The 18,333-nt window shown below is 67.1% G+C and carries 16 protein-coding genes; 14 read left to right on the forward strand and 2 right to left on the reverse strand.

Translation table 11 applies throughout. The features are described from left to right. Positions 1-96 precede the first annotated feature (96 nt). Positions 97-954, forward strand: a complete 858-nt coding sequence (locus BMZ21_RS06620) for a D-amino-acid transaminase (RefSeq protein WP_091831120.1) — start codon at positions 97-99, stop codon at positions 952-954. 19 nt (positions 955-973) lie between these two features. Here the strand turns inward: BMZ21_RS06620 and BMZ21_RS06625 are convergent, their stop codons facing one another. Together BMZ21_RS06625 and guaD are read right to left on the reverse strand one after the other, a co-directional pair. Continuing rightward, entirely contained in the window at positions 974-1,996 is a 1,023-nt protein-coding gene (locus tag BMZ21_RS06625) for a nucleotidyltransferase family protein (RefSeq protein WP_091831123.1), read from the reverse strand. 54 nt (positions 1,997-2,050) lie between these two features. After that, positions 2,051-3,367: a guanine deaminase gene (gene guaD / locus BMZ21_RS06630; RefSeq protein ID WP_244543730.1), complete on the reverse strand. Its 1,317-nt coding sequence runs from the start codon at positions 3,365-3,367 to the stop codon at positions 2,051-2,053. A gap of 132 nt (positions 3,368-3,499) precedes the next feature. Between guaD and BMZ21_RS06635 the strand changes: the two genes are divergently transcribed. The 13 genes from BMZ21_RS06635 to BMZ21_RS06695 all read left to right on the forward strand — a co-directional run bounded on the left by BMZ21_RS06635 (position 3,500) and on the right by BMZ21_RS06695 (position 18,283). Next, complete coding sequence (locus tag BMZ21_RS06635) at positions 3,500-5,101, forward strand: xanthine dehydrogenase small subunit (protein ID WP_091831125.1); 1,602 nt, start codon at positions 3,500-3,502, stop codon at positions 5,099-5,101. Beyond that, on the forward strand, positions 5,094-7,442 hold the full coding sequence (gene xdhB / locus BMZ21_RS06640) for a xanthine dehydrogenase molybdopterin binding subunit (RefSeq protein ID WP_091831127.1): 2,349 nt from the start codon (positions 5,094-5,096) through the stop codon (positions 7,440-7,442). The genes BMZ21_RS06635 and xdhB overlap by 8 nt, the downstream gene beginning before the upstream one ends. Then, entirely contained in the window at positions 7,439-8,284 is an 846-nt protein-coding gene (xdhC, locus tag BMZ21_RS06645) for a xanthine dehydrogenase accessory protein XdhC (RefSeq protein WP_091831129.1), read from the forward strand. Before xdhB ends, xdhC begins: the two co-directional genes overlap by 4 nt. Next, complete coding sequence (locus BMZ21_RS06650; protein WP_091831131.1) at positions 8,268-9,827, forward strand: ABC transporter ATP-binding protein; 1,560 nt, start codon at positions 8,268-8,270, stop codon at positions 9,825-9,827. Before xdhC ends, BMZ21_RS06650 begins: the two co-directional genes overlap by 17 nt. Further along, positions 9,820-10,896, forward strand: coding sequence for an ABC transporter permease (locus BMZ21_RS06655; RefSeq protein ID WP_091831134.1), 1,077 nt, complete (start codon positions 9,820-9,822; stop codon positions 10,894-10,896). The genes BMZ21_RS06650 and BMZ21_RS06655 overlap by 8 nt, the downstream gene beginning before the upstream one ends. Then, a complete protein-coding gene (locus BMZ21_RS06660) occupies positions 10,893-11,816 on the forward strand; it encodes an ABC transporter permease (protein WP_091831136.1) in 924 nt (307 codons plus the stop codon). The genes BMZ21_RS06655 and BMZ21_RS06660 overlap by 4 nt, the downstream gene beginning before the upstream one ends. A gap of 32 nt (positions 11,817-11,848) precedes the next feature. After that, positions 11,849-12,922: a BMP family ABC transporter substrate-binding protein gene (locus tag BMZ21_RS06665; RefSeq protein ID WP_091831138.1), complete on the forward strand. Its 1,074-nt coding sequence runs from the start codon at positions 11,849-11,851 to the stop codon at positions 12,920-12,922. Between the two features lie 261 nt (positions 12,923-13,183). Further along, positions 13,184-14,353 (forward strand): ABC transporter substrate-binding protein, encoded by a 1,170-nt coding sequence (locus BMZ21_RS06670; protein ID WP_091831140.1) that lies wholly within the window; start codon positions 13,184-13,186, stop codon positions 14,351-14,353. 98 nt (positions 14,354-14,451) lie between these two features. Further along, positions 14,452-15,378, forward strand: a complete 927-nt coding sequence (locus BMZ21_RS06675) for a branched-chain amino acid ABC transporter permease (protein WP_091831142.1) — start codon at positions 14,452-14,454, stop codon at positions 15,376-15,378. Beyond that, on the forward strand, positions 15,375-16,367 hold the full coding sequence (locus BMZ21_RS06680; protein WP_091831144.1) for a branched-chain amino acid ABC transporter permease: 993 nt from the start codon (positions 15,375-15,377) through the stop codon (positions 16,365-16,367). Before BMZ21_RS06675 ends, BMZ21_RS06680 begins: the two co-directional genes overlap by 4 nt. Beyond that, complete coding sequence (locus tag BMZ21_RS06685; RefSeq protein WP_091832336.1) at positions 16,360-17,109, forward strand: ABC transporter ATP-binding protein; 750 nt, start codon at positions 16,360-16,362, stop codon at positions 17,107-17,109. Before BMZ21_RS06680 ends, BMZ21_RS06685 begins: the two co-directional genes overlap by 8 nt. 3 nt (positions 17,110-17,112) lie before the next feature. Beyond that, positions 17,113-17,811, forward strand: a complete 699-nt coding sequence (locus tag BMZ21_RS06690; RefSeq protein WP_091831145.1) for an ABC transporter ATP-binding protein — start codon at positions 17,113-17,115, stop codon at positions 17,809-17,811. Between the two features lie 13 nt (positions 17,812-17,824). Further along, a complete protein-coding gene (locus BMZ21_RS06695) occupies positions 17,825-18,283 on the forward strand; it encodes a cupin domain-containing protein (RefSeq protein WP_091831147.1) in 459 nt (152 codons plus the stop codon). Positions 18,284-18,333 lie beyond the last annotated feature (50 nt).

Here is an 18,333-nt window from a genome sequence, read left to right on the forward strand (position 1 = left end):
CTGCATCCGACGCCCATCGGCAAGCCGGCATGCCATCTCGCCTCGCGCCTCCGGCTCGGCTAGGAAGGTCCGTCCTTCCCGCATGAGACCATCCCCATGAGCCGCACCGTCTACGTCAATGGCGCCTATCTTCCCGAGGAAGAGGCGACGATCTCGATCTTCGACCGCGGCTTCATCTTCGGCGACGGCATCTACGAGGTCTCGGCCGTGCTCGGCGCCAAGCTGGTCGATTGCGAGGCGCATCTGGCGCGGCTCGAACGCTCGGCCGGCGAGATCGGGCTCGACCTGCCCTGCTCGCGAGCCGAGCTCATTGCCATCCATCGGGAGCTCATCGCCCGCAACAGCCTGGACGAAGGCAGCATCTATCTGCAGGTCTCGCGCGGCGCCGCCGATCGCGACTTTCCCTTCCCCAAGGGCGTCAAGGCGTCCTTGGTCCTGTTCACGCAGGCGCGTCAGTTTGCCAATACGCCGCTGGCCAAGACCGGCATCAAGGTCGTCAGCACGCCGGACCTGCGGTGGGCTCGCCGCGACATCAAGAGCGTCAATTTGCTTGCGCCGGTGCTGGCCAAGCAGTTCGCGGCCGAAAACGGCGCGCAGGAGGCCTGGATGGTCGAGGACGGCGTCGTCACCGAAGGCGCCTCGTCGACCGCCTGGATCGTCAAGGGCAAGACGCTGATCTCGCGCCCGCTCTCGCACAAGGTGCTGCCGGGCATCACCCGCACGGCCGTGCTCGCCTTCCTGGCCGAAAGCGGCTTCACCTTCGAGGAGCGCGAATTCACGCTGGAGGAAGCGCTCGACGCCGAGGAGGCCTTCATCACCTCGGCGACCAGCCTGGTCATGCCGGTGACGACGATCGACGGCCACAGCATCCACAACGGCGCGCCGGGGCCCGCAACGATCCGCCTGCGCGAGATCTATCTCGACCACGCGCGCAAGGGCGGCGTGCTGGGCTGAAAGGCCGTAATGGCGGCGCTCACAGCGTCGCCAGTTGCTGCTCCAGACCGTCGATGCGCGCAATGGCAGAAGCGAGGCGCTCGCGCCAGCGTGGTCCGCGCGCCAACGCATCGGTGTAAGCCTCCCGCAACTCGTCAGGCCGATCGCGGGCGAGAATGTCGATCAGCATGGCGGCCTGGCGGCGATCCTTCACCGCCTTGAGGCTGTCCGGGCCGCCCTGCCGGCGGTCCGAGACGATCAGCTTGTGAATGGCGAAGCGCTCGGGGCGCGGAATCTGGACCAGAACGCCGCCACGATAGGTGACGGCGGCCTTGATCGGCTCGGCGATCAGATAATTGAGGTAGTGCAGGGACTGTGCGTGGACGCCGAGAGCCGGCAGTTGCCGCGGCTCCTCCCGCTCGGTGAAAGCGGGCGTGAGAAACTCGACCAGCGTTTCGCTACGGCTCTGCCTCCAGCGCCAGGCACGACGCTCGTCGAGCACCGGCGCAGGTGCGAACGAGAACCCCACCAGCAGGCGCGGAAGCGCCTCCTCGACCGCGTCATCGAGCGCCAGCGACAGGCGCTCGAAGCTGGCTATGTCGATGTCATTGGTCTGCGCCGCCTGTTCGAGGCCGAAACGGACGCCGAGTTCGCCTTCATAGAGCCGAAAGGCAACCGTCCCGACCAACGTGCCACCCAGGCGGAAGACACCGGTCTTCGCCATTGCCGCAAGCAGGCTGCCTGTCCCGGCATCGACACCAAGAAACCCCTCGGCGCGCAGAATCCTGATCAGCCGGGTCCGATTGGCCTGCGCAGCAGCAATCTGCTCGCGAAGCGCTGGAACCTGCGCGAGGCGCAGCCGAAGCCCCTCACTGTCTTCACCGATATAGGATTTCTTCACCTCGGAGCCGATGCGATAACTGTCGTACCAGTAGACCCTTCCGTTCCGCTCCACGCGCGTCGGCGTCCCACGAATTGCCGACACCGCCTCGTCGAGCAGCGAGCGCAGCAGATCGTGATATGCCGCATGGACCAGCGGAGAGTGATAGCCTACGGGCGTCATCCGTGTTCAACGAAATAGCTTTTCGTTGAACAATACCTCGTGTTCAACGAAATTTCAATTCGTTGAACAATGGGACAACCGCTCCCCCGCGACATAGGTCGACACTACATTCCGCTCGTCGCCGAGCGTGACCAGCACGAAGAGCTCCTCGCCTAGATCGCGCACCGTCTCCAGCCGATGGGCCATCACCCGCGTCGCGGCGGGATCGAGCACGACGACATCCGCCTCGCGACCCGGCTCGAACGAGCCGATCAGATGATCCAGCCCGAGTGCCGCGGCATTGCCGAGCGTGATGGCGTGCAGCGCCTCGAAGGCCGAGAGCGATTGGCCCTGCAGCTGAAGGATCTTGTAGGCCTCGGCCATGGTCCGAAGCATCGAATAGGAGGTGCCGCCGCCGATATCGGTGGCGACCGCGACCTTGACGCTCTCATGCCGCGCTCTCTGCCAATCGAACAGACCGGAGCCGAGAAAGAGATTCGAGGTCGGGCAGAACACTGCGATCGCGCCATGCTGCGCAAAAGCCCGCCATTCGCGCTTGGTCATGTGGATGCAGTGGCCGAGCAGGCTCTTCTTCCCCAAGAGGCCGTAATCCTCGTAGATGCCGGCATAGTCGGCGGCATCGGGATAGAGCTCCCTGGCGAAGGCGATCTCGGCCCGGTTCTCGTTGATATGGGTCTGGACGAAGCAGTCCGGATGCTCCGTGACCAGCTTCTGAGAGGCCGCCATCTGCTCCGGCGTCGAGGTCACGGCGAAGCGCGGCGTGATCGCATAGAGCTGGCGGCCCTTGCCGTGCCAGCGGCCGATCAGCTCCTTGCTGTCGGCATAGCCGCTCTCGGCCGTGTCGGTCAGCGCCGGCGGGGCGTTACGATCCATCATCACCTTGCCGGCGATCATGCGCGTGTTGCGCCGATGCGATTCGGCGAAGAAGGCGTCGGCCGACTGCTTGTGCACCGAGCAGTAGACCGCCGCCGTGGTGGTGCCGCTCGCCAGCAATTCGTCGAGCAGGAAGGCCGAGAGCTTTTCGGCATGGCCCTGCTGGGCGAGCTTCTGCTCCTCGACGAAGGTGTACTTGTTCAGCCACTCCATCAGTTGCGCGCCATAGGAGGCGACAACTTGAGTCTGCGGCATGTGGATATGGGCGTCGATGAAGCCCGGCATGATCAGATGCGGGCGATGATCGGTGATGGGAGCGCCGGCCGGCAGCGTCGGCAGCAGCTCGCTCGCCTCGCCAGCAGCCTTGATCAGGCCGCCTTCGATGACGAGCAGGCCGTCCTCGACATAGCGATGCGCGGATTCGCCGATCGCGTGCGGATCGTCGACGAACCAGAGAAGCCGGCCGCGCAGGGCCGAGATCGCACCGTCTTTGCTCAAGGCTCGCCGCTCCGGCTCAAATCGCGATCATATCTGCACCAAATCAAAGCTTCCGGCCAAGCCGCGAACGTGCCTAATCTTGGGGCATGAATCCGATTTGCCAGCGGCCGGACCGCCATGCACCGAACCGCCATGCGTGAGACCGTGCGTTTCCTGCTCGGCGACGAGCCGGTCGAGATCGCATCCTGCGATCCGACCCGCACCGTGCTCGACTGGCTGAGACTTGACCGCCGCCGCACCGGCACCAAGGAAGGCTGTGCCGAGGGCGATTGCGGCGCCTGCACCATCGTGGTCGGCCGGCTCGATGGCAACCGTCTGCGCTACGAGGCGATCAACGCTTGCATCCGCTTCCTGCCGACCCTCGACGGATGCCATGTCCTGACCGTCGAGCACCTCAAAGGTTCGGACGGGGCACTTCACCCGGTGCAGCAGGCGATGGTCGACTGCCATGGCTCGCAATGCGGCTTCTGCACGCCGGGCTTCGTGATGTCGCTGCTGGCGCTCTGGCTGAACGAGCGGTCACCGTCGGTGCAGCGGATCGAGGATGCGCTCGCCGGCAATCTCTGCCGCTGCACCGGCTACGAGCCGATCATCGCTGCCGCGCAGCGCATGGATAGTGCCGAGCGCGAGCAGGACAGCTTCGTCGCAGCGATGCCCTCCATCATCGCTCGGCTGGAAGCGCTCGCGGATGACGAAACGATCTCGATCGGCGATGGTGAGCGCCATTTCTACGCCCCCGCCAATGTCGCGGCGCTGGCCGAACTCGTCAGCGCCCATCCGCAGGCGACACTCGTCGCCGGAGCGACCGATGTCGGCCTATGGGTCACCAAGGGCATGCGCCGGCTCGATCCGGTGATCTACCTTGGCCGCATCGACGAGTTGCGCGCGATCTCGGACGAAGGCGATCATCTTCGCTTCGGCGCGATGGCCAACCAGATCGCGGTGCGCGAGGCCCTGGCGGCCATCTCGCCGCAGCTCGACGAGATGATGCGCCGTTTCGGCGGCGAGCAGGTGCGCAATGCCGGCACGATCGGCGGCAACATCGCCAACGGCTCGCCGATCGGCGACCTGCCGCCCGCCCTGATCGCGCTCGGAGCGACCTTGGTGCTCGCGCGCCGCCTCCCCATTCTCAGCCCTCATCCTGAGGAGCCGCGCAGCGGCGTCTCGAAGGATGATCCAGAGCGCGCTGGAGCATCCTTCGAGACGCGATCTGCGATCGCTCCTCAGGATGAGGGCCCTGTTAGGATTGAGCGGCGCCAGCTTCCGCTCGAAGCCTTCTTCCTCGACTACCGCAAGCAGGACCGGCAGCAAGGGGAGTTCGTCGAGGCCGTGCTGGTGCCGAAATTGCCGGCGGGCGCGTTTTTTCACATCTCCAAGATCTCGAAGCGCTTCGACGAGGATATCTCAGCCGTTTGCGGCGCCTTCTATCTCGAGCTCGATGACACCGGCCGCACCAGCACGGCGCGGCTCGCCTATGGCGGCATGGCCGGCATCCCGAAGCGAGCGAAAATCGCTGAGGCCGCGCTGCTCGGCCGTTCCTGGGACGAGACCGCAGTCACCGCCGCAATCGCCGCGCTGGCTGAGGATTTCACACCGCTGACTGACATGCGCGCCTCGGCCGCCTACCGGCTCAAGGTCGCAGGCAACCTGCTGCGACGCTTCCTGATCGAGACGACGGCGCCCGAGACATCGACCCGCGTCGCCGGCCTGCTGGCGGAGGCTGCCCATGGCTGACGCGCGCAAGCGGCTCGACGCCATGGCGACACGGCCGATCGTCGGCTCGCCGCTGAAGCATGATTCCGCCGAGAAGCATGTCGCCGGCGAGGCCCTCTATATAGACGACATCGCCGAGCCCGCCGGCCTCGCCCATGCCTGCCTCGGCCTCTCGACCATTGCCCATGGCAAGCTGCTTACGCTCGACCTGTCGGCCGTTGAGGCTGCTCCCGGCGTGCTCGCGGTCCTGACCGCCAACGACATCCCCGGCGCGAACGACATCTCCTCGACTCACAGGCATGACGAACCTGTCTTCGCGACGAGCGACATCCTGCATCACGGTCAGCCGCTCTTCGCGGTGATTGCCGAGACGCGCGAGCAGGCCCGCCATGCCGCGCTGCTGGCCAAGGCGACCTATGACGAGGCGCCTCCCCTGCTCGACGTCGCCGCCGCCCGCGCCGCCCGTGGCGAACTCGTCACCGAGCCGCTCAAGCTCGAACGCGGCGATGTCGCCTCCGCCCTCGCCGCCAGCCCGCGCCGGCTGAAGGGCTCGATGGCGATCGGCGGGCAGGACCATTTCTACCTGGAAAGCCAGATCTCCCTCGCCATCCCCGGCGAGGACGAGGACATGCTGGTACTGTGCTCGACCCAGCATCCGAGCGAAGTCCAGCACATGGTCGCCAACGTCCTTGGCGTGGGCGCGCATGCGGTCACCATCGAGGTCAGGCGCATGGGCGGCGGCTTCGGCGGCAAGGAGACGCAGGCCAATCTCTTCGCCTGCGTCGCGGCGCTCGCCGCCCGCAAGCTGAAGCGGCCGGTGAAGCTCAGGCCAGACCGCGACGACGACATGGTCATCACCGGCAAGCGCCACGACTTCGTCGTCGATTACGAGGTCGGCTTCGACGATGACGGCCGCATCCATGCGGTCGATGCGGTCTATGCCGCGCGCTGCGGCTGGAACGCCGATCTCTCCGGCCCGGTCACGGACCGCGCGCTGTTCCACATGGACAACTGCTATTTCTATCCGGCGGTGCGGGCCCTTTCCGAGCCCCTGCGCACGAACACGGTTTCGAACACCGCCTTCCGCGGCTTCGGCGGGCCGCAGGGCATGGTCGGGGCCGAGCGCTTCATCGAGGAAGTCGCCTTCGCCACCGGGCTCGATCCGCTGGAGGTCAGAAAACGCAACCTCTATGGCGGCGAAGGCCGCGAGATCACGCCCTATCACCAGCAGGTCGAGGACATGATCGCCGCCGAGGTGATCGAAGACCTCGAAGATTCCTGCGACTACCGCGCCCGCCAGGACGCGATCCGCGCCTTCAACCGGACGAGCCCGGTGATCAAGCGCGGCATCGCGCTGACCCCGGTCAAGTTCGGGATCTCCTTCACCGCGACCTGGTACAATCAGGCCGGTGCGCTGGTCCACGTCTATACCGACGGCACGGTGGCGCTGAACCATGGCGGCACCGAAATGGGCCAGGGGCTCTACCAGAAGGTGGCGCAAGTGGTGGCGCAGGCCTTTGGCATCGGGCTGGAGCAGATCAAGATCACCGCGACGACCACCGGCAAGGTTCCGAACACCTCGGCAACGGCCGCCTCCTCTGGCTCCGATCTCAACGGCATGGCGGCGCTCGACGCCTGCGAGACGATCAAGCAGCGGCTCATCGCCTTCGCCTGTGAGCACTGGCAGGAAAAGCCGGAGGCGATCGCCTTCCTGCCCGGCAGAGTGCAGGTCGGTGCACGCGAGATCGCGTTCGTCGAGCTGGTCAAAGCGGCCTACATGGCCCGCGTCCAGCTCTCGGCTACGGGTTTCTATGCGACGCCGAAGATCCATTGGGATCGCAAGGCCGGACGCGGCCGCCCCTTCTACTATTTCGCCTATGGTGCCGCCGCGGCCGAAGTCGCGATCGACACCCTGACGGGCGAGTACAAGGTCGAACGCGTCGACATCCTGCACGACTGCGGCAATTCGCTGAACCCGGCGATCGACAAGGGCCAGATCGAGGGCGGCTTCGTGCAGGGCATGGGCTGGCTGACCACCGAGGAGCTGGTCTGGGACGAAAAGGGGCGGCTGCGAACCCACGCGCCTTCGACCTACAAGATCCCGGTCGCCTCCGACCGACCGCGCATCTTCAACGTCGCGCTCTTGGAGAAGGCGCCCAATCGCGAGCATACCGTCCATCGTTCCAAGGCGGTCGGCGAGCCACCGCTGATGCTGGCGATCAGCGTGCTGCACGCGCTCTCCGATGCGGTGGCGAGCCTCGGCGACCATCGGGTCTGCCCGCAGCTCGACGCGCCAGCCACGCCGGAGCGCGTGCTCGACGCGGTCGACAGGGTAAGAGCGCAGGCGGAGGCGGTACGATGACCCCCGCCAACTTCCTCGCCGCTAGCCTCACCGACGGCGCCGTCATCGTCCGCATCACGGAGGCCCAGGGCTCGACCCCGCGCGAGGCCGGCGCGACGATGATCGTCAGCGCCCGTGCAAGCGCCGGCACCATCGGCGGCGGCCAGCTCGAGTTCCACTGCATCGACCTCGCCCGGATCATGCTCGACAGCGGCGGCCCGCAGCAGTTGATCGATATCCCACTCGGCCCGCAAATGGGCCAGTGCTGCGGCGGACGCGTGCGGGTGGCGATGGAGCCGGCGGCCGCCGCCCATCTGGAAGCGCTGAGGCAGGCCGAGGCGAAAGCAGCGGCCGAGCGACCGCAGGTGCTGATCTTCGGCGCCGGCCACACCGGCAAGGCGCTGGCGCGCAGCCTTGCCTTGCTGCCGGTCGCAGCGAGCCTGATCGACGATCGGCCCGGCCAGTTCGACGAGGTGCCCGCGACCGTCGCCTGCCTGCAGCTCGACGATCCCGAGACCGCGCTGGCCGCTGCGCGGCCGGGCTCCGCCTTCGTCGTCCTGACCCATAGCCATGCGCTCGATTATCGCTTGGCCGAGGCGGCGCTGCTGCGCGGCGACGCGGCTTATGTCGGGATGATCGGCTCGGGCACGAAGCGCGCCCGCTTCGAGGCAAGCTTCCGCCGCCGCCATCCCGGCAGCAAGGCACTGGGTAGGCTCACCTGCCCGATCGGCGGATCGGATGTGCATGACAAGCGTCCGGAGGTGATCGCCGCCTTGACGAGTGCCGAGCTGGTGCGTTGCTTGCTTGGCGACACAGCCATGAAACGAGCGAGGCCACGGAACCGCCATGACGCAGCCGCCTGACCAGACGGCACCTTCGCGCCTGGCGCTCGCCCATGTCTCGAAGAGCTTTCCGGGCGTGAAGGCCAATCAGGACATCAGCCTTTCGGTCCGCCCCGGCGAGATCCATGCCTTGCTCGGCGAGAACGGCGCCGGCAAATCGACCCTGGTCAAGATCATCTATGGCGTGCAGCGCGCCGACGAGGGGCAGATCAGCTTCGACGGCCGCCCGGTCGAGATCGCCTCGCCCAAGGCGGCGCGCAAGCTCGGTATCGGCATGGTCTTCCAGCATTTCTCGCTGTTCGATGGCATGACCGTGCTGGAGAACATCGCGCTCGGCCTCGACGAGACCGTCCCGGCCGAGGAGCTGAAGGCGCGGATCAAGGCGATCCTCGACAGCTATTCTTTGCCGCTCGACCCGGACCGCGAGGTGCATACGCTCTCGGTCGGCGAGCGCCAGCGCATCGAGATCGTGCGCTGCCTGCTGCAGAAGCCGAAGCTGCTGATCATGGACGAGCCGACATCGGTGCTGACGCCGCAGGAGGTCGAGCGCCTGTTCGAGACGCTGCGCCAGATCGCCAGCGAGGGCTGCTCGATCCTCTACATCAGCCACAAGCTGCACGAGATCAAAGCGCTGTGCGAGGCCGCCACCATCCTGCGCGGCGGCAAGGTCGTCGCGACCTGCGATCCGCGTGTCGAAACGACGCGACGCATGGCCGAACTGATGATCGGCGCGGAGCTGAAGAGCATCGAGCGGCCGGCTGGTGACGGTAAGGCCGGTGCGGCCCGGCTTTCGGTCGAGAAGCTCGACATGCCGGGCGAGCCGCCTTTCGGCACAAACCTGAAGGCCATCTCCTTCTCCGCCCAGGCCGGCGAGATCCTCGGCATCGCCGGCGTCGCCGGCAATGGCCAGGCCGAATTGCTGATGGCGCTTTCGGGCGAGCATCTCGCCTCCCGCAATGAGGCGATCCGGCTCGACGGCCAGCCGATCGGCCTGGCCGATGCCGGCGCCCGCCGCGCCGCCGGCCTCGCCTGCGTGCCCGAAGAGCGCAACGGCCACGCCGCCGTGCCCGAGTTCTCGCTTGCGGAGAACGTCGTGCTGACTGCGCGCCATCGCCTGCCCCTCGCGCCATCGGGCGTGATCCGGCAAGGGCCGGTCGAGGCTTATGCGAAGGATGTCATCGCCCGCTTCGATGTCCGGACAACCGGCCCGGCGGCGCTCGCCGGCTCGCTCTCCGGCGGCAACCTGCAGAAATTCATCATGGGCCGCGAAATCGGGCAGCGCCCCGACGTGCTGGTGGTCGCGCAGCCGACCTGGGGCGTCGATGCCGGCGCTGCCGCCGCAATCCGGCAGGCACTGGTCGACCTCGCCGCGCAGGGCTCGGCCATCGTGGTGATCTCGCAGGATCTCGACGAGTTGCTCGAGCTCTCCGACCGGCTCTGTGTGATCAACGAAGGGCGACTGTCGCAGGCGCGGCCGGTCGCGGGCCTGAAGCTCGAAGAGATCGGCCTGCTGATGGGCGGCGTCCATGGCGAAAGCCATCAGGTGGAGCCGGCGCATGCTTGAATGGCGGCGCCGGCGCGAGCCCAGCAAGGCGATGCTGTATCTCAGCCCGCTGATCGCGATCGGGCTCACCATGCTGACCGGCATGCTGGTCTTCGGCGCGATCGGCTATGACGGCCTGCGCGCGGTCACGGCGATCTTCGTGACACCACTGATCGAACCCCAGCGCTGGGCCGATCTCGGCGTCAAGGCGGCGCCGCTCATCATGATCGCGCTCGGCCTCGCCATCGGCTTTCGCGCCAATGTCTGGAACATCGGCGCCGAGGGACAGTACGTCATGGGTGCGATCGCCGGCACCGGCGTCGCGCTCCTGACCCATGACATGACTGGCTGGTGGATCCTGCCGGCGATGGCGCTCGCCGGCGTCGTGGGCGGCGCGGCCTATGCGGCGCTCCCCGCCTTGCTCAAGGTGCGCCTCCAGGTCAGCGAGATCCTGACCAGCCTGATGCTGACCTATGTCGCGGTGCAGTTCCTCTATTACCTCGTGCGCGGCCCGTGGAAGGACCCGGACGGCTTCAATTTCCCGCAGACCAAGATGTTCAGCGCCAGCCAGACCCTGCCGGCGGTCGCGGAAGGCTCGCTCGTCCATTTCGGCGTGCCGCTCGCCGTCCTGCTGGCGCTCGTCGCCTGGTTCGTGATGGCTAAGACCGTCGCCGGCTATGCCGTGCGCGTCGTCGGGCGCGCCCCGGCAGCGGCTCGCCATGGCGGCTTCGACGCCAACCGCGTCACCTGGGCGGCGCTGCTCGCCGGCGGTGGCCTTGCCGGCCTCGCCGGCATCTTCGAGGCGGCCGGTCCGTTCGGCCAGCTGACGCCGCAATTCCCGGTCGGCTACGGCTTCACCGCGATCATCGTCGCCTTCCTCGGCCGGCTCTCGCCTCCCGGCATCGTCTTCGGCGCGCTGGTGCTGGCGGTGACCTATGTCGGCGGCGAGATCGCCCAGAGCACGGTGCGCCTGCCCTCGGCCGCCACCGGCATGTTCCAGGCGTTGCTGCTGTTCTTCCTGCTCGCGACCGATGTGCTGGTGCGCTACCGGCTCGCCTGGAAGGCGCGCCCGGCGAGGAGCGCGCCATGACCGCCGCCATCCTCGTCTCGATCTTCATGACGCTCGCCGCCGCTGCGACGCCGATCCTGCTCGCGAGCCTCGGCGAGCTCGTCACCGAGAAGGCCGGCGTGCTCAATCTCGGCGTCGAGGGCATGATGCTGTGCGGCGCGGTCGCGGGCTTTGCGGTGGCCTATTCCACCGGCAGCGTCGCACTCGGCCTCATCGCCGCCACGCTGGCGGGCGTCGCCGCGGCGATGATCTTCGCGCTGCTGACGCTCGGCCTCGGCTCCAATCAGGTCGCGACCGGCCTCGCACTGACGATCTTCGGCATCGGCGCCTCCTCGCTGATCGGGGCCGGCTTCGTCGGCCGCACGATCACGCGGCTCGGCCCGCTCTTCCCGGCCGACTACGCTGCCCATCCCTGGCTGCGGCTCGTCTTCGGCCATGACGTGGTCGTCTACCTCTCGCTCGCGCTCGTCCTTGCCGTCAGCCTGTTCCTGCGCCGGACGAAGGCCGGGCTGATCCTGCGGGCCGTCGGCGAGAATGCCGATTCCGCCCATGCGATCGGCTATCGCGTGCTGGCGATCCGCACCGCCGCGACCGCCTTCGGGGGGGCGCTGGCCGGGCTCGGCGGCGCCTATTTCTCGCTGGCGCTGACGCCGATGTGGGCCGACCGCCTGACCGCCGGCCGTGGCTGGATCGCGCTCGCCCTCGTCGTCTTCGCCGCCTGGAAGCCGGGCCGGCTGCTGATCGGCGCCTATCTTTTCGGCGCGGTCGCGACCTTCGAATTGCAGGCCAAGGCGGCCGGCCTCAGCTTCATCGCGCCCGAGGTGCTGGCGATGACCCCCTACCTTGCGACGATTGTGGTTCTGACCATGATGTCGCTAGGACGGAGAACCGGCGGGCGCGACGCGCCCGCCTGCCTCGGCAAGCCTTTCCCGGCGCCCTGATTGCGCCGCAACCGACAACGGGGAGCACCATCATGTCGACCATCATCACCCGCCGCACCCTTCTCGCCGGCGCGGCCGCCAGCGCGGCCCTGCCGCTGGCCGGCGCGCGTGCCCAGGCGCCGTTCGGCGTCGGCTTCGTCTATGTCGGCCCGGTCGGCGATCATGGCTGGACCTGGACCCATGACCAGGGCCGCAAGGCGGTCGAGGCCGCCTATGGCAACAAGGTCAAGACCAGCTTCATCGAGAACGTCGCCGAAGGCCCGGATGCGGCGCGCGCCATCCGCCAGCTCGCCCAGGCCGGCGACCAGCTGATCTTCACGACCTCCTTCGGCTTCATGAACCCGACTATCCAGGTCGCCAAGCAGTTCCCGAAAATCAAGTTCGAGCACGCGACCGGCTATCAGCGCGCCGAGAATGTCGCGACCTACAATGCCCGCTTCTACGAGGGCCGGGCCGTGATCGGCACCATCGCCGGGCACATGTCGAAGTCCGGACAGGCCGGCTACATCGCCTCCTTCCCGATCCCCGAGGTGGTGATGGGCATCAACGCCTTCCATCTCGCCGCCAAGAAGGTGAACCCCAACTTCAAGACCAAGGTGATCTGGGCCTCGACCTGGTACGACCCGGCCAAGGAAGCCGATGCCGCCAAGGCGCTGATCGACCAGGGCTGCGACGTGATCACCCAGCACACCGATTCTGCGGCGGCGCTGCAGGCGGCCGAGCAACGCGGCGTCTTCGCCTTCGGCCAGGCCTCGGACATGAAGGCCTTCGCTCCCAAGGCCCATCTCTCGGCGATCGTCGACGACTGGTCGGGCTACTACGTCAAGCGCGTCAAGGAGGCGATGGACGGGACCTGGAAGAGCGGCGACGTCTGGGGCGGCATCAAGGACGGCATGGTCAAGCTCGCGCCCTATAACGACGCCGTCACGCCGGCGGCGCGCGCCGCTGCGGACGAGGTCCAGAAGGGCATCGTCGCCGGCACGCTCCATCCCTTCACCGGCGAGCTCAAGGACCAGAAGGGCACGCTGCGGCTCAAGGCCGGCGAGACCGCCAGCGACGAGATCCTCTCGAAGATGGACTGGTACGTCGACGGCGTGCAGGCGTAAGCGAAGGACGCGTCATGCTCGGGCTTGACCCGAGCATCTCTTGCAGGAGGAGGCTCCTCTCAGCGCCTCCTCGTCCTGAGATTCTCGGGTCTGCGCTTCGCTTCGCCCGAGAATGACGCTCTCCAGCCGCCAACAAAATTACCCGCAGGATCCCCTTGCAGATATTTTAAGCTTGAAACAATATGGCTGCCGACACCACCGGACAGGGATGGGGAACCCCGCCGGCGGTCGCATCTGCCACGTCCCGGGAGGACATCGGACATGACGCTCAAATTGACTCTATCGCTTAGCGCCGGCGTGCTCGCACTCGGGCTCGCTACCGCCCAGGCGCAGGAGCCCTTGAAGATCGGCGTGGTCAGCGTGCTGACCGGCCCTGCGGCCGCGCTCGGCCAGCAGGTCCGCGACGGCTTCCAGCTCGCCGTCGACCAGAACGGCGGCAAGCTCGGCGGCGTGCCGGTACAGATCACCGTGATCGACGACGAGCTCAAGCCGGACGTCGCGGTCGGCAAGGTCCGCAGCTTCGTCGAAGGCGGCAAGGTCGACTTCGTCGTCGGCCCGGTGTTCTCGAACATTCTTGGCGCGATCGCCAAGCCGGTGCTGGATTCCGGCGCGATCCTGATCAGCCCGAATGCCGGCCCCTCGACCATGGCCGGCAAGGCCTGCCACCAGAACTTCTTCGTGACCTCGTACCAGAACGACCAGGTCCACGAGGTGCTGGGCAAATACGCGCAGGACCAGAATTACAAGAAGGCCTACATCATCGCGCCGAACTACCAGGCGGGTAAGGACTCGCTCGCCGGTTTCAAGCGCTACTTCAAGGGCGAGGTCCTCGACGAGGTCTATGTGCCGCTGACCGCGCTCGACTTCTCGGCCGAGCTCGCCAAGATCGCCTCGGCCAAGCCGGACGTGGTCTTCGCCTTCCTGCCCGGCGGCCTCGGCGTCAACTTCGTCAAGCAGTGGTCGCAGGCTGGCCTGACCGGCAAGGTGCCCTTCCTGTCCGCCTTCACGGTCGACGAGTCGACCCTGCCGGCGCAGCAGGATGCGGCGGTCGGCATGTTCGGCGGCATGACCTGGGCGCCCAACATGGACAACCCGCAGACGAAGAAGTTCGTCTCGGCCTATGAAGCCGCCTACAAGATCGTGCCCGGCTCCTATGCCCAGCAGTCCTATGACGCTGCGCAATTGATCGATTCGGCGGTCAAGGCCGCCGGCGGCACCGCCGACAAGGACAAGCTCCGCGCCGCGATCAAGAAGGCCGACTTCACCTCGCTGCGCGGCAAGTTCAAGTTCAACACCAACGGCTACCCGATCCAGGACTTCTATCTGGTCAAGGTTGCCAAGCGGGCGGACGGCAAGTTCCAGACCGAGATCGCCCAGAAGGTGTTCGAGGACTATGCCGACCCGCACGCGAAGGATTGCGCGCTGAAGTGACGCGAAGCGTCATCCTCGGGCGAAGCACAGCTTCGACCCGAGGATCTCCTTCCACGAGATGCTCGGGTCAAGCCCGAGCATGACGGGATAGCTTTGCCATGACCACCGGCCTCCTCATCGTCCAGATCCTGAACGGGCTGCAGTTCGGCATCCTGCTGTTCCTGGTGGCGGCAGGGCTGACGCTGGTCTTCGGCGTGATGGACTTCATCAACCTGGCGCATGGCGTGCAGTACATGCTCGGCGCCTATCTCGCCGTGACCTTCGTCGCACTGACCGGCTCCTTCGTGCTCGGCCTCGTGCTGGCGCTGGCGGCGGCGCTGGTCTTCGGCCTCGCGCTCGAATTCCTGGTCTTCCGCCACCTCTACGAGCGCGACCATCTCGACCAGGTGCTGGCGACCTTCGGCCTGATCCTCCTGCTGAACCAGGGCGTCAAGATGATCTGGGGCGCCGCCCCCCTCTCCGTGCCGCTGCCGGCCTTCCTGACCGGCAATGTCGCGCTGATGGACGGCATCCTCTACCCGACCTACCGCTTCGCGCTGATCGGCTCAGGGCTGGCGGTCGGCGCCCTGCTCTGGTTCATCGTCGAGAAGACCCGCACCGGCATGTTGCTGCGCGCCGGCGCCTCGAATGCGCCGATGGTCTCGGCGCTCGGCGTCGACATCCGCAAGCTGTTCATGATCGTCTTCGCCTTCGGCACCATGCTGGCGGGCTTTGCCGGGGCGATGGCGGCCCCGATCCTCTCGGTCGAGCCCGGCATGGGCGACACCGTCCTGATTCTCGCCTTCGTCGTCATCGTCATCGGCGGCATCGGCTCGATCCGCGGCGCCTTCGTCGCGGCGCTGATCGTCGGCCTCGTCGACACGCTCGGCCGCTCCTTCATGAACGACCTGCTGCGGCTGTTCATGAGTGCCCCCTCGGCGCGGGCGACCGGCGCCGCGCTGTCCTCGATGCTGATCTACCTCCTGATGGCGGTGGTGCTGTTCGTGCGGCCGGAAGGCTTGCTGCCGGCGCGAGGCCGGACATGAGCTCGGCGACGACGACGGCCGAGGTCACCAGCGTCGCACCGCCGCGCGAGCGCGCCAAGGTGCTGCTGCCGGCCATATTGTTCCTGCTGCTGGCGCTGGCGCCGCTCGCTGTCTCCATCGGCATGCCGGCCGGCTGGCTTGCCCTGCTGACGCGGGCGCTGATCTTCGCCATCGCGGCGCTCTCGCTCGACCTCATCCTCGGCGTCGGCGGCCTCGTCTCCTTCGGCCATGCCGCCTTCCTCGGCATCGGCGCCTATGTCACCGGGATCATGATCACGGAAGGGCGCAGCGAGGCGCTCGTGATCCTGCCGGTGATCCTAGGCGTCTGTGCCCTGTTCGGCGCGATCACCGGCGCGATCTGCCTGCGCACACGCGGCGTCGCCTTCATCATGATCACCCTCGCCTTCGGCCAGATGGTCTATTTCCTGGCGCAGGCGCTCTCGGCCTATGGCGGCGATGACGGGCTGACGCTCTACGAGAAGAGCACCCTGCTGGGCTTCAACCCGTTCGCGAGCCGGACCTCGTTCTACTACAGCGTGCTGATCGCGCTCGCCGGCGCCTATCTGCTGGTGCGCGGCCTCGTCGCATCGCGCTTCGGCAGGGTGCTGCGGGCAGCGCGCGAAAACCCGATCCGCGTCAGCGTCACCGGCTTCGATGTCAACAAGGTGCGCCTCGTCGCCTATGTGATCAGCGGCATGCTGGCTGGCCTTTCCGGCTTCTTCCTCGCCAACCACACCGAGTTCGTCAGCCCGGCCTTCATGTCCTGGCAGCGTTCGGGCGAACTGATCTTCATGGCGGTGCTCGGCGGCGTCGGCTCGCTGCACGGCGCGATCATCGGCGCCATCGCCTATCTGATCGCCGAGGATGCGCTTTCGCACCTGACCGAGCACTGGCGCGCCATCTTCGGACCGATGATCATCCTGTTCGTGCTGTTCACCCGGGGCGGCATCGTCGGCATGCTGCGCAAGCTGGGTGGGCGCCATGGCTGAGCCGGTCCTCGTCCTCGAGGCGTTGAGCAAATCCTTCGGCGCGCTGAAGGTCACCGATGGCGTCAGCCTCGCCGTCGCGCCCGGCGAGTTGCACGCGCTGATCGGCCCGAACGGCGCGGGCAAGACGACGCTCGTCCACCAGATCTCCGGCATGCTGACGCCGGACGACGGCACGATCCGCTTCCGCGGCGAGGACGTCACGCCGTTCAACGCCGAGAAACGGGCTCGCCACGGCCTGGCGCGGACCTTCCAGATCACCTCGACCATCGCCTCGCTCTCGGCGCTGGAGAATGTCGCGCTCGGCGTGCAGGCCAAGGCGAGCCATCCGCTCTCCTTCTTCCGCAACGCGGCAATCGACGAGCGCCTGAACCGCCCGGCCCGCGCCGCGCTGGATGCGGTCGGCCTCTCCGAGCGCGCCCATGTCCCGGCCGGCAGCCTGTCGCATGGCGAGAAGCGGGCGCTGGAGATCGCCATGGCGCTGGCGCTGGAGCCGGCTGCGATCCTGCTCGACGAGCCGCTCGCCGGCGTCGGCAAGGAGGAAGGCGAGCGCATGATCGCCCTGCTCAAGAGCCTGAAAGGGCGCTACGCCATGCTGCTGGTCGAGCACGACATGGAGGCGGTGTTCGCGCTCGCCGATACTGTCACCGTCCTGGTCTATGGCCGCGTCATCGCCTCGGGCGACCCTGTGACCGTCAGGGCCGATCCGGCGGTGCGCGAAGCCTATCTCGGCGAGGAGGGCTAGTCCGTGCTCACCGTCGAAAACCTCGATGCCGGCTATGGCGAGGCGCAGATCCTGTTCGGCGTCGACCTTGCGGTCGGGGCCGGCGAGGTCGTCACCCTGCTCGGCCGCAACGGCATGGGCAAGACCACGACGGTGCGCGCCATCATGGGGCTGATCCGGCCGCGCGCGGGGCGTGTCAGCTTCGGCGGGGTCGACCTCACCGGCAGTGCCCCCTTCCGCCTGGCGCAGGCCGGAATCGGCCTCGTCCCCGAAGGCCGCCAGATTTTCCCGACGCTCTCGGTCGAGGAAAATCTGATCGCCACCGCCGCAAGCCGCTTCGGCCCGGCCCGCTGGACATTGGGGCGCGTCTACGCCTTCCTGCCGCGGCTCAAAGAGCGCAAGGCCAATCGCGGCAACCAGCTCTCCGGCGGCGAGCAGCAGATGCTGGCGATCGGTCGCGCCCTGATGACCAATCCCAAGCTCGTCATCCTCGACGAGGCGACCGAGGGGCTGGCGCCGATCATCCGCCAGGAGATCTGGTCCTGCCTCGCCGCGCTGAAGGCCGAGGGCGAGTCGATCCTGGTGATCGACAAGAATGTCGACGCGCTCGCCAGGATCGCCGACCGGCATGTCGTGCTGGAAAAGGGCCGCGTCGCCTGGCGCGGCAGCAGCGACGACCTGCGCAGCGACAGTGCGGTCAAGGACCGCTTCCTGCATCTTTGAAGGAGAGCAGACGATGAAACCGCTCACAGCCGGCGTGACCAGGGCCAATGAGGGGATCGACGCGATCTCCTGGAACATCCTCGGCCAGACCTATGTGCCGAAGATGCTGAGCGAGCACAGCTTCTCCTGGCACGCAACCTTCCCGCCCGGCACCTTCGTGCCGCCGCACATCCATCCGACCCAGGACGAGTTCATCTATATGCTCGAGGGAAGGCTCGACCTCGTGCTCGACGGCCAGGAATCGCATGCCCTGCCCGGCGACCTGATCAAGCTGCCGCGCAACGTCCCGCACGGGCTGTTCAACAAGAGCGATGCGCCGGTGAAATGCCTGTTCTGGGTCGCACCCACGGGGCGCCTCTACGACCTGTTCTGGGCGATCCATTCGATGAAGGAGCAGAACCCGGCGGAGGTCGTCGCCCTGTCGGCGCGTTACGAGATCGACTTCCTGCCGCCTCCGCCCGACGGCGCCTGAACGACCAGCCGCGCAGTTAAGGTTAAAAAAGACTTGCTGCTGCAACCATG

The organism is Allobosea lupini (genome assembly GCF_900109525.1).
GTDB classification, from domain to species: Bacteria; Pseudomonadota; Alphaproteobacteria; order Rhizobiales; family Beijerinckiaceae; genus Allobosea; species Allobosea lupini.

What these genes read in the sequence shown, in the direction of transcription:
- BMZ21_RS06650 (WP_091831131.1), top strand. Translation starts at nt 8,268, where the DNA reads ATGACGCAGCCGCCTGACCAGACGGCACCTTCGCGCCTGGCGCTCGCC.
- BMZ21_RS06695 (WP_091831147.1), top strand. Translation starts at nt 17,825, where the DNA reads ATGAAACCGCTCACAGCCGGCGTGACCAGGGCCAATGAGGGGATCGAC.
- BMZ21_RS06655 (WP_091831134.1), top strand. Translation starts at nt 9,820, where the DNA reads ATGCTTGAATGGCGGCGCCGGCGCGAGCCCAGCAAGGCGATGCTGTAT.
- xdhC (WP_091831129.1), top strand. Translation starts at nt 7,439, where the DNA reads ATGACCCCCGCCAACTTCCTCGCCGCTAGCCTCACCGACGGCGCCGTC.
- BMZ21_RS06620 (WP_091831120.1), top strand. Translation starts at nt 97, where the DNA reads ATGAGCCGCACCGTCTACGTCAATGGCGCCTATCTTCCCGAGGAAGAG.
- BMZ21_RS06665 (WP_091831138.1), top strand. Translation starts at nt 11,849, where the DNA reads ATGTCGACCATCATCACCCGCCGCACCCTTCTCGCCGGCGCGGCCGCC.
- BMZ21_RS06625 (WP_091831123.1), bottom strand. Translation starts at nt 1,996, where the DNA reads ATGACGCCCGTAGGCTATCACTCTCCGCTGGTCCATGCGGCATATCAC.
- BMZ21_RS06675 (WP_091831142.1), top strand. Translation starts at nt 14,452, where the DNA reads ATGACCACCGGCCTCCTCATCGTCCAGATCCTGAACGGGCTGCAGTTC.
- xdhB (WP_091831127.1), top strand. Translation starts at nt 5,094, where the DNA reads ATGGCTGACGCGCGCAAGCGGCTCGACGCCATGGCGACACGGCCGATC.
- BMZ21_RS06680 (WP_091831144.1), top strand. Translation starts at nt 15,375, where the DNA reads ATGAGCTCGGCGACGACGACGGCCGAGGTCACCAGCGTCGCACCGCCG.
- BMZ21_RS06685 (WP_091832336.1), top strand. Translation starts at nt 16,360, where the DNA reads ATGGCTGAGCCGGTCCTCGTCCTCGAGGCGTTGAGCAAATCCTTCGGC.
- BMZ21_RS06635 (WP_091831125.1), top strand. Translation starts at nt 3,500, where the DNA reads ATGCGTGAGACCGTGCGTTTCCTGCTCGGCGACGAGCCGGTCGAGATC.
- BMZ21_RS06670 (WP_091831140.1), top strand. Translation starts at nt 13,184, where the DNA reads ATGACGCTCAAATTGACTCTATCGCTTAGCGCCGGCGTGCTCGCACTC.
- BMZ21_RS06660 (WP_091831136.1), top strand. Translation starts at nt 10,893, where the DNA reads ATGACCGCCGCCATCCTCGTCTCGATCTTCATGACGCTCGCCGCCGCT.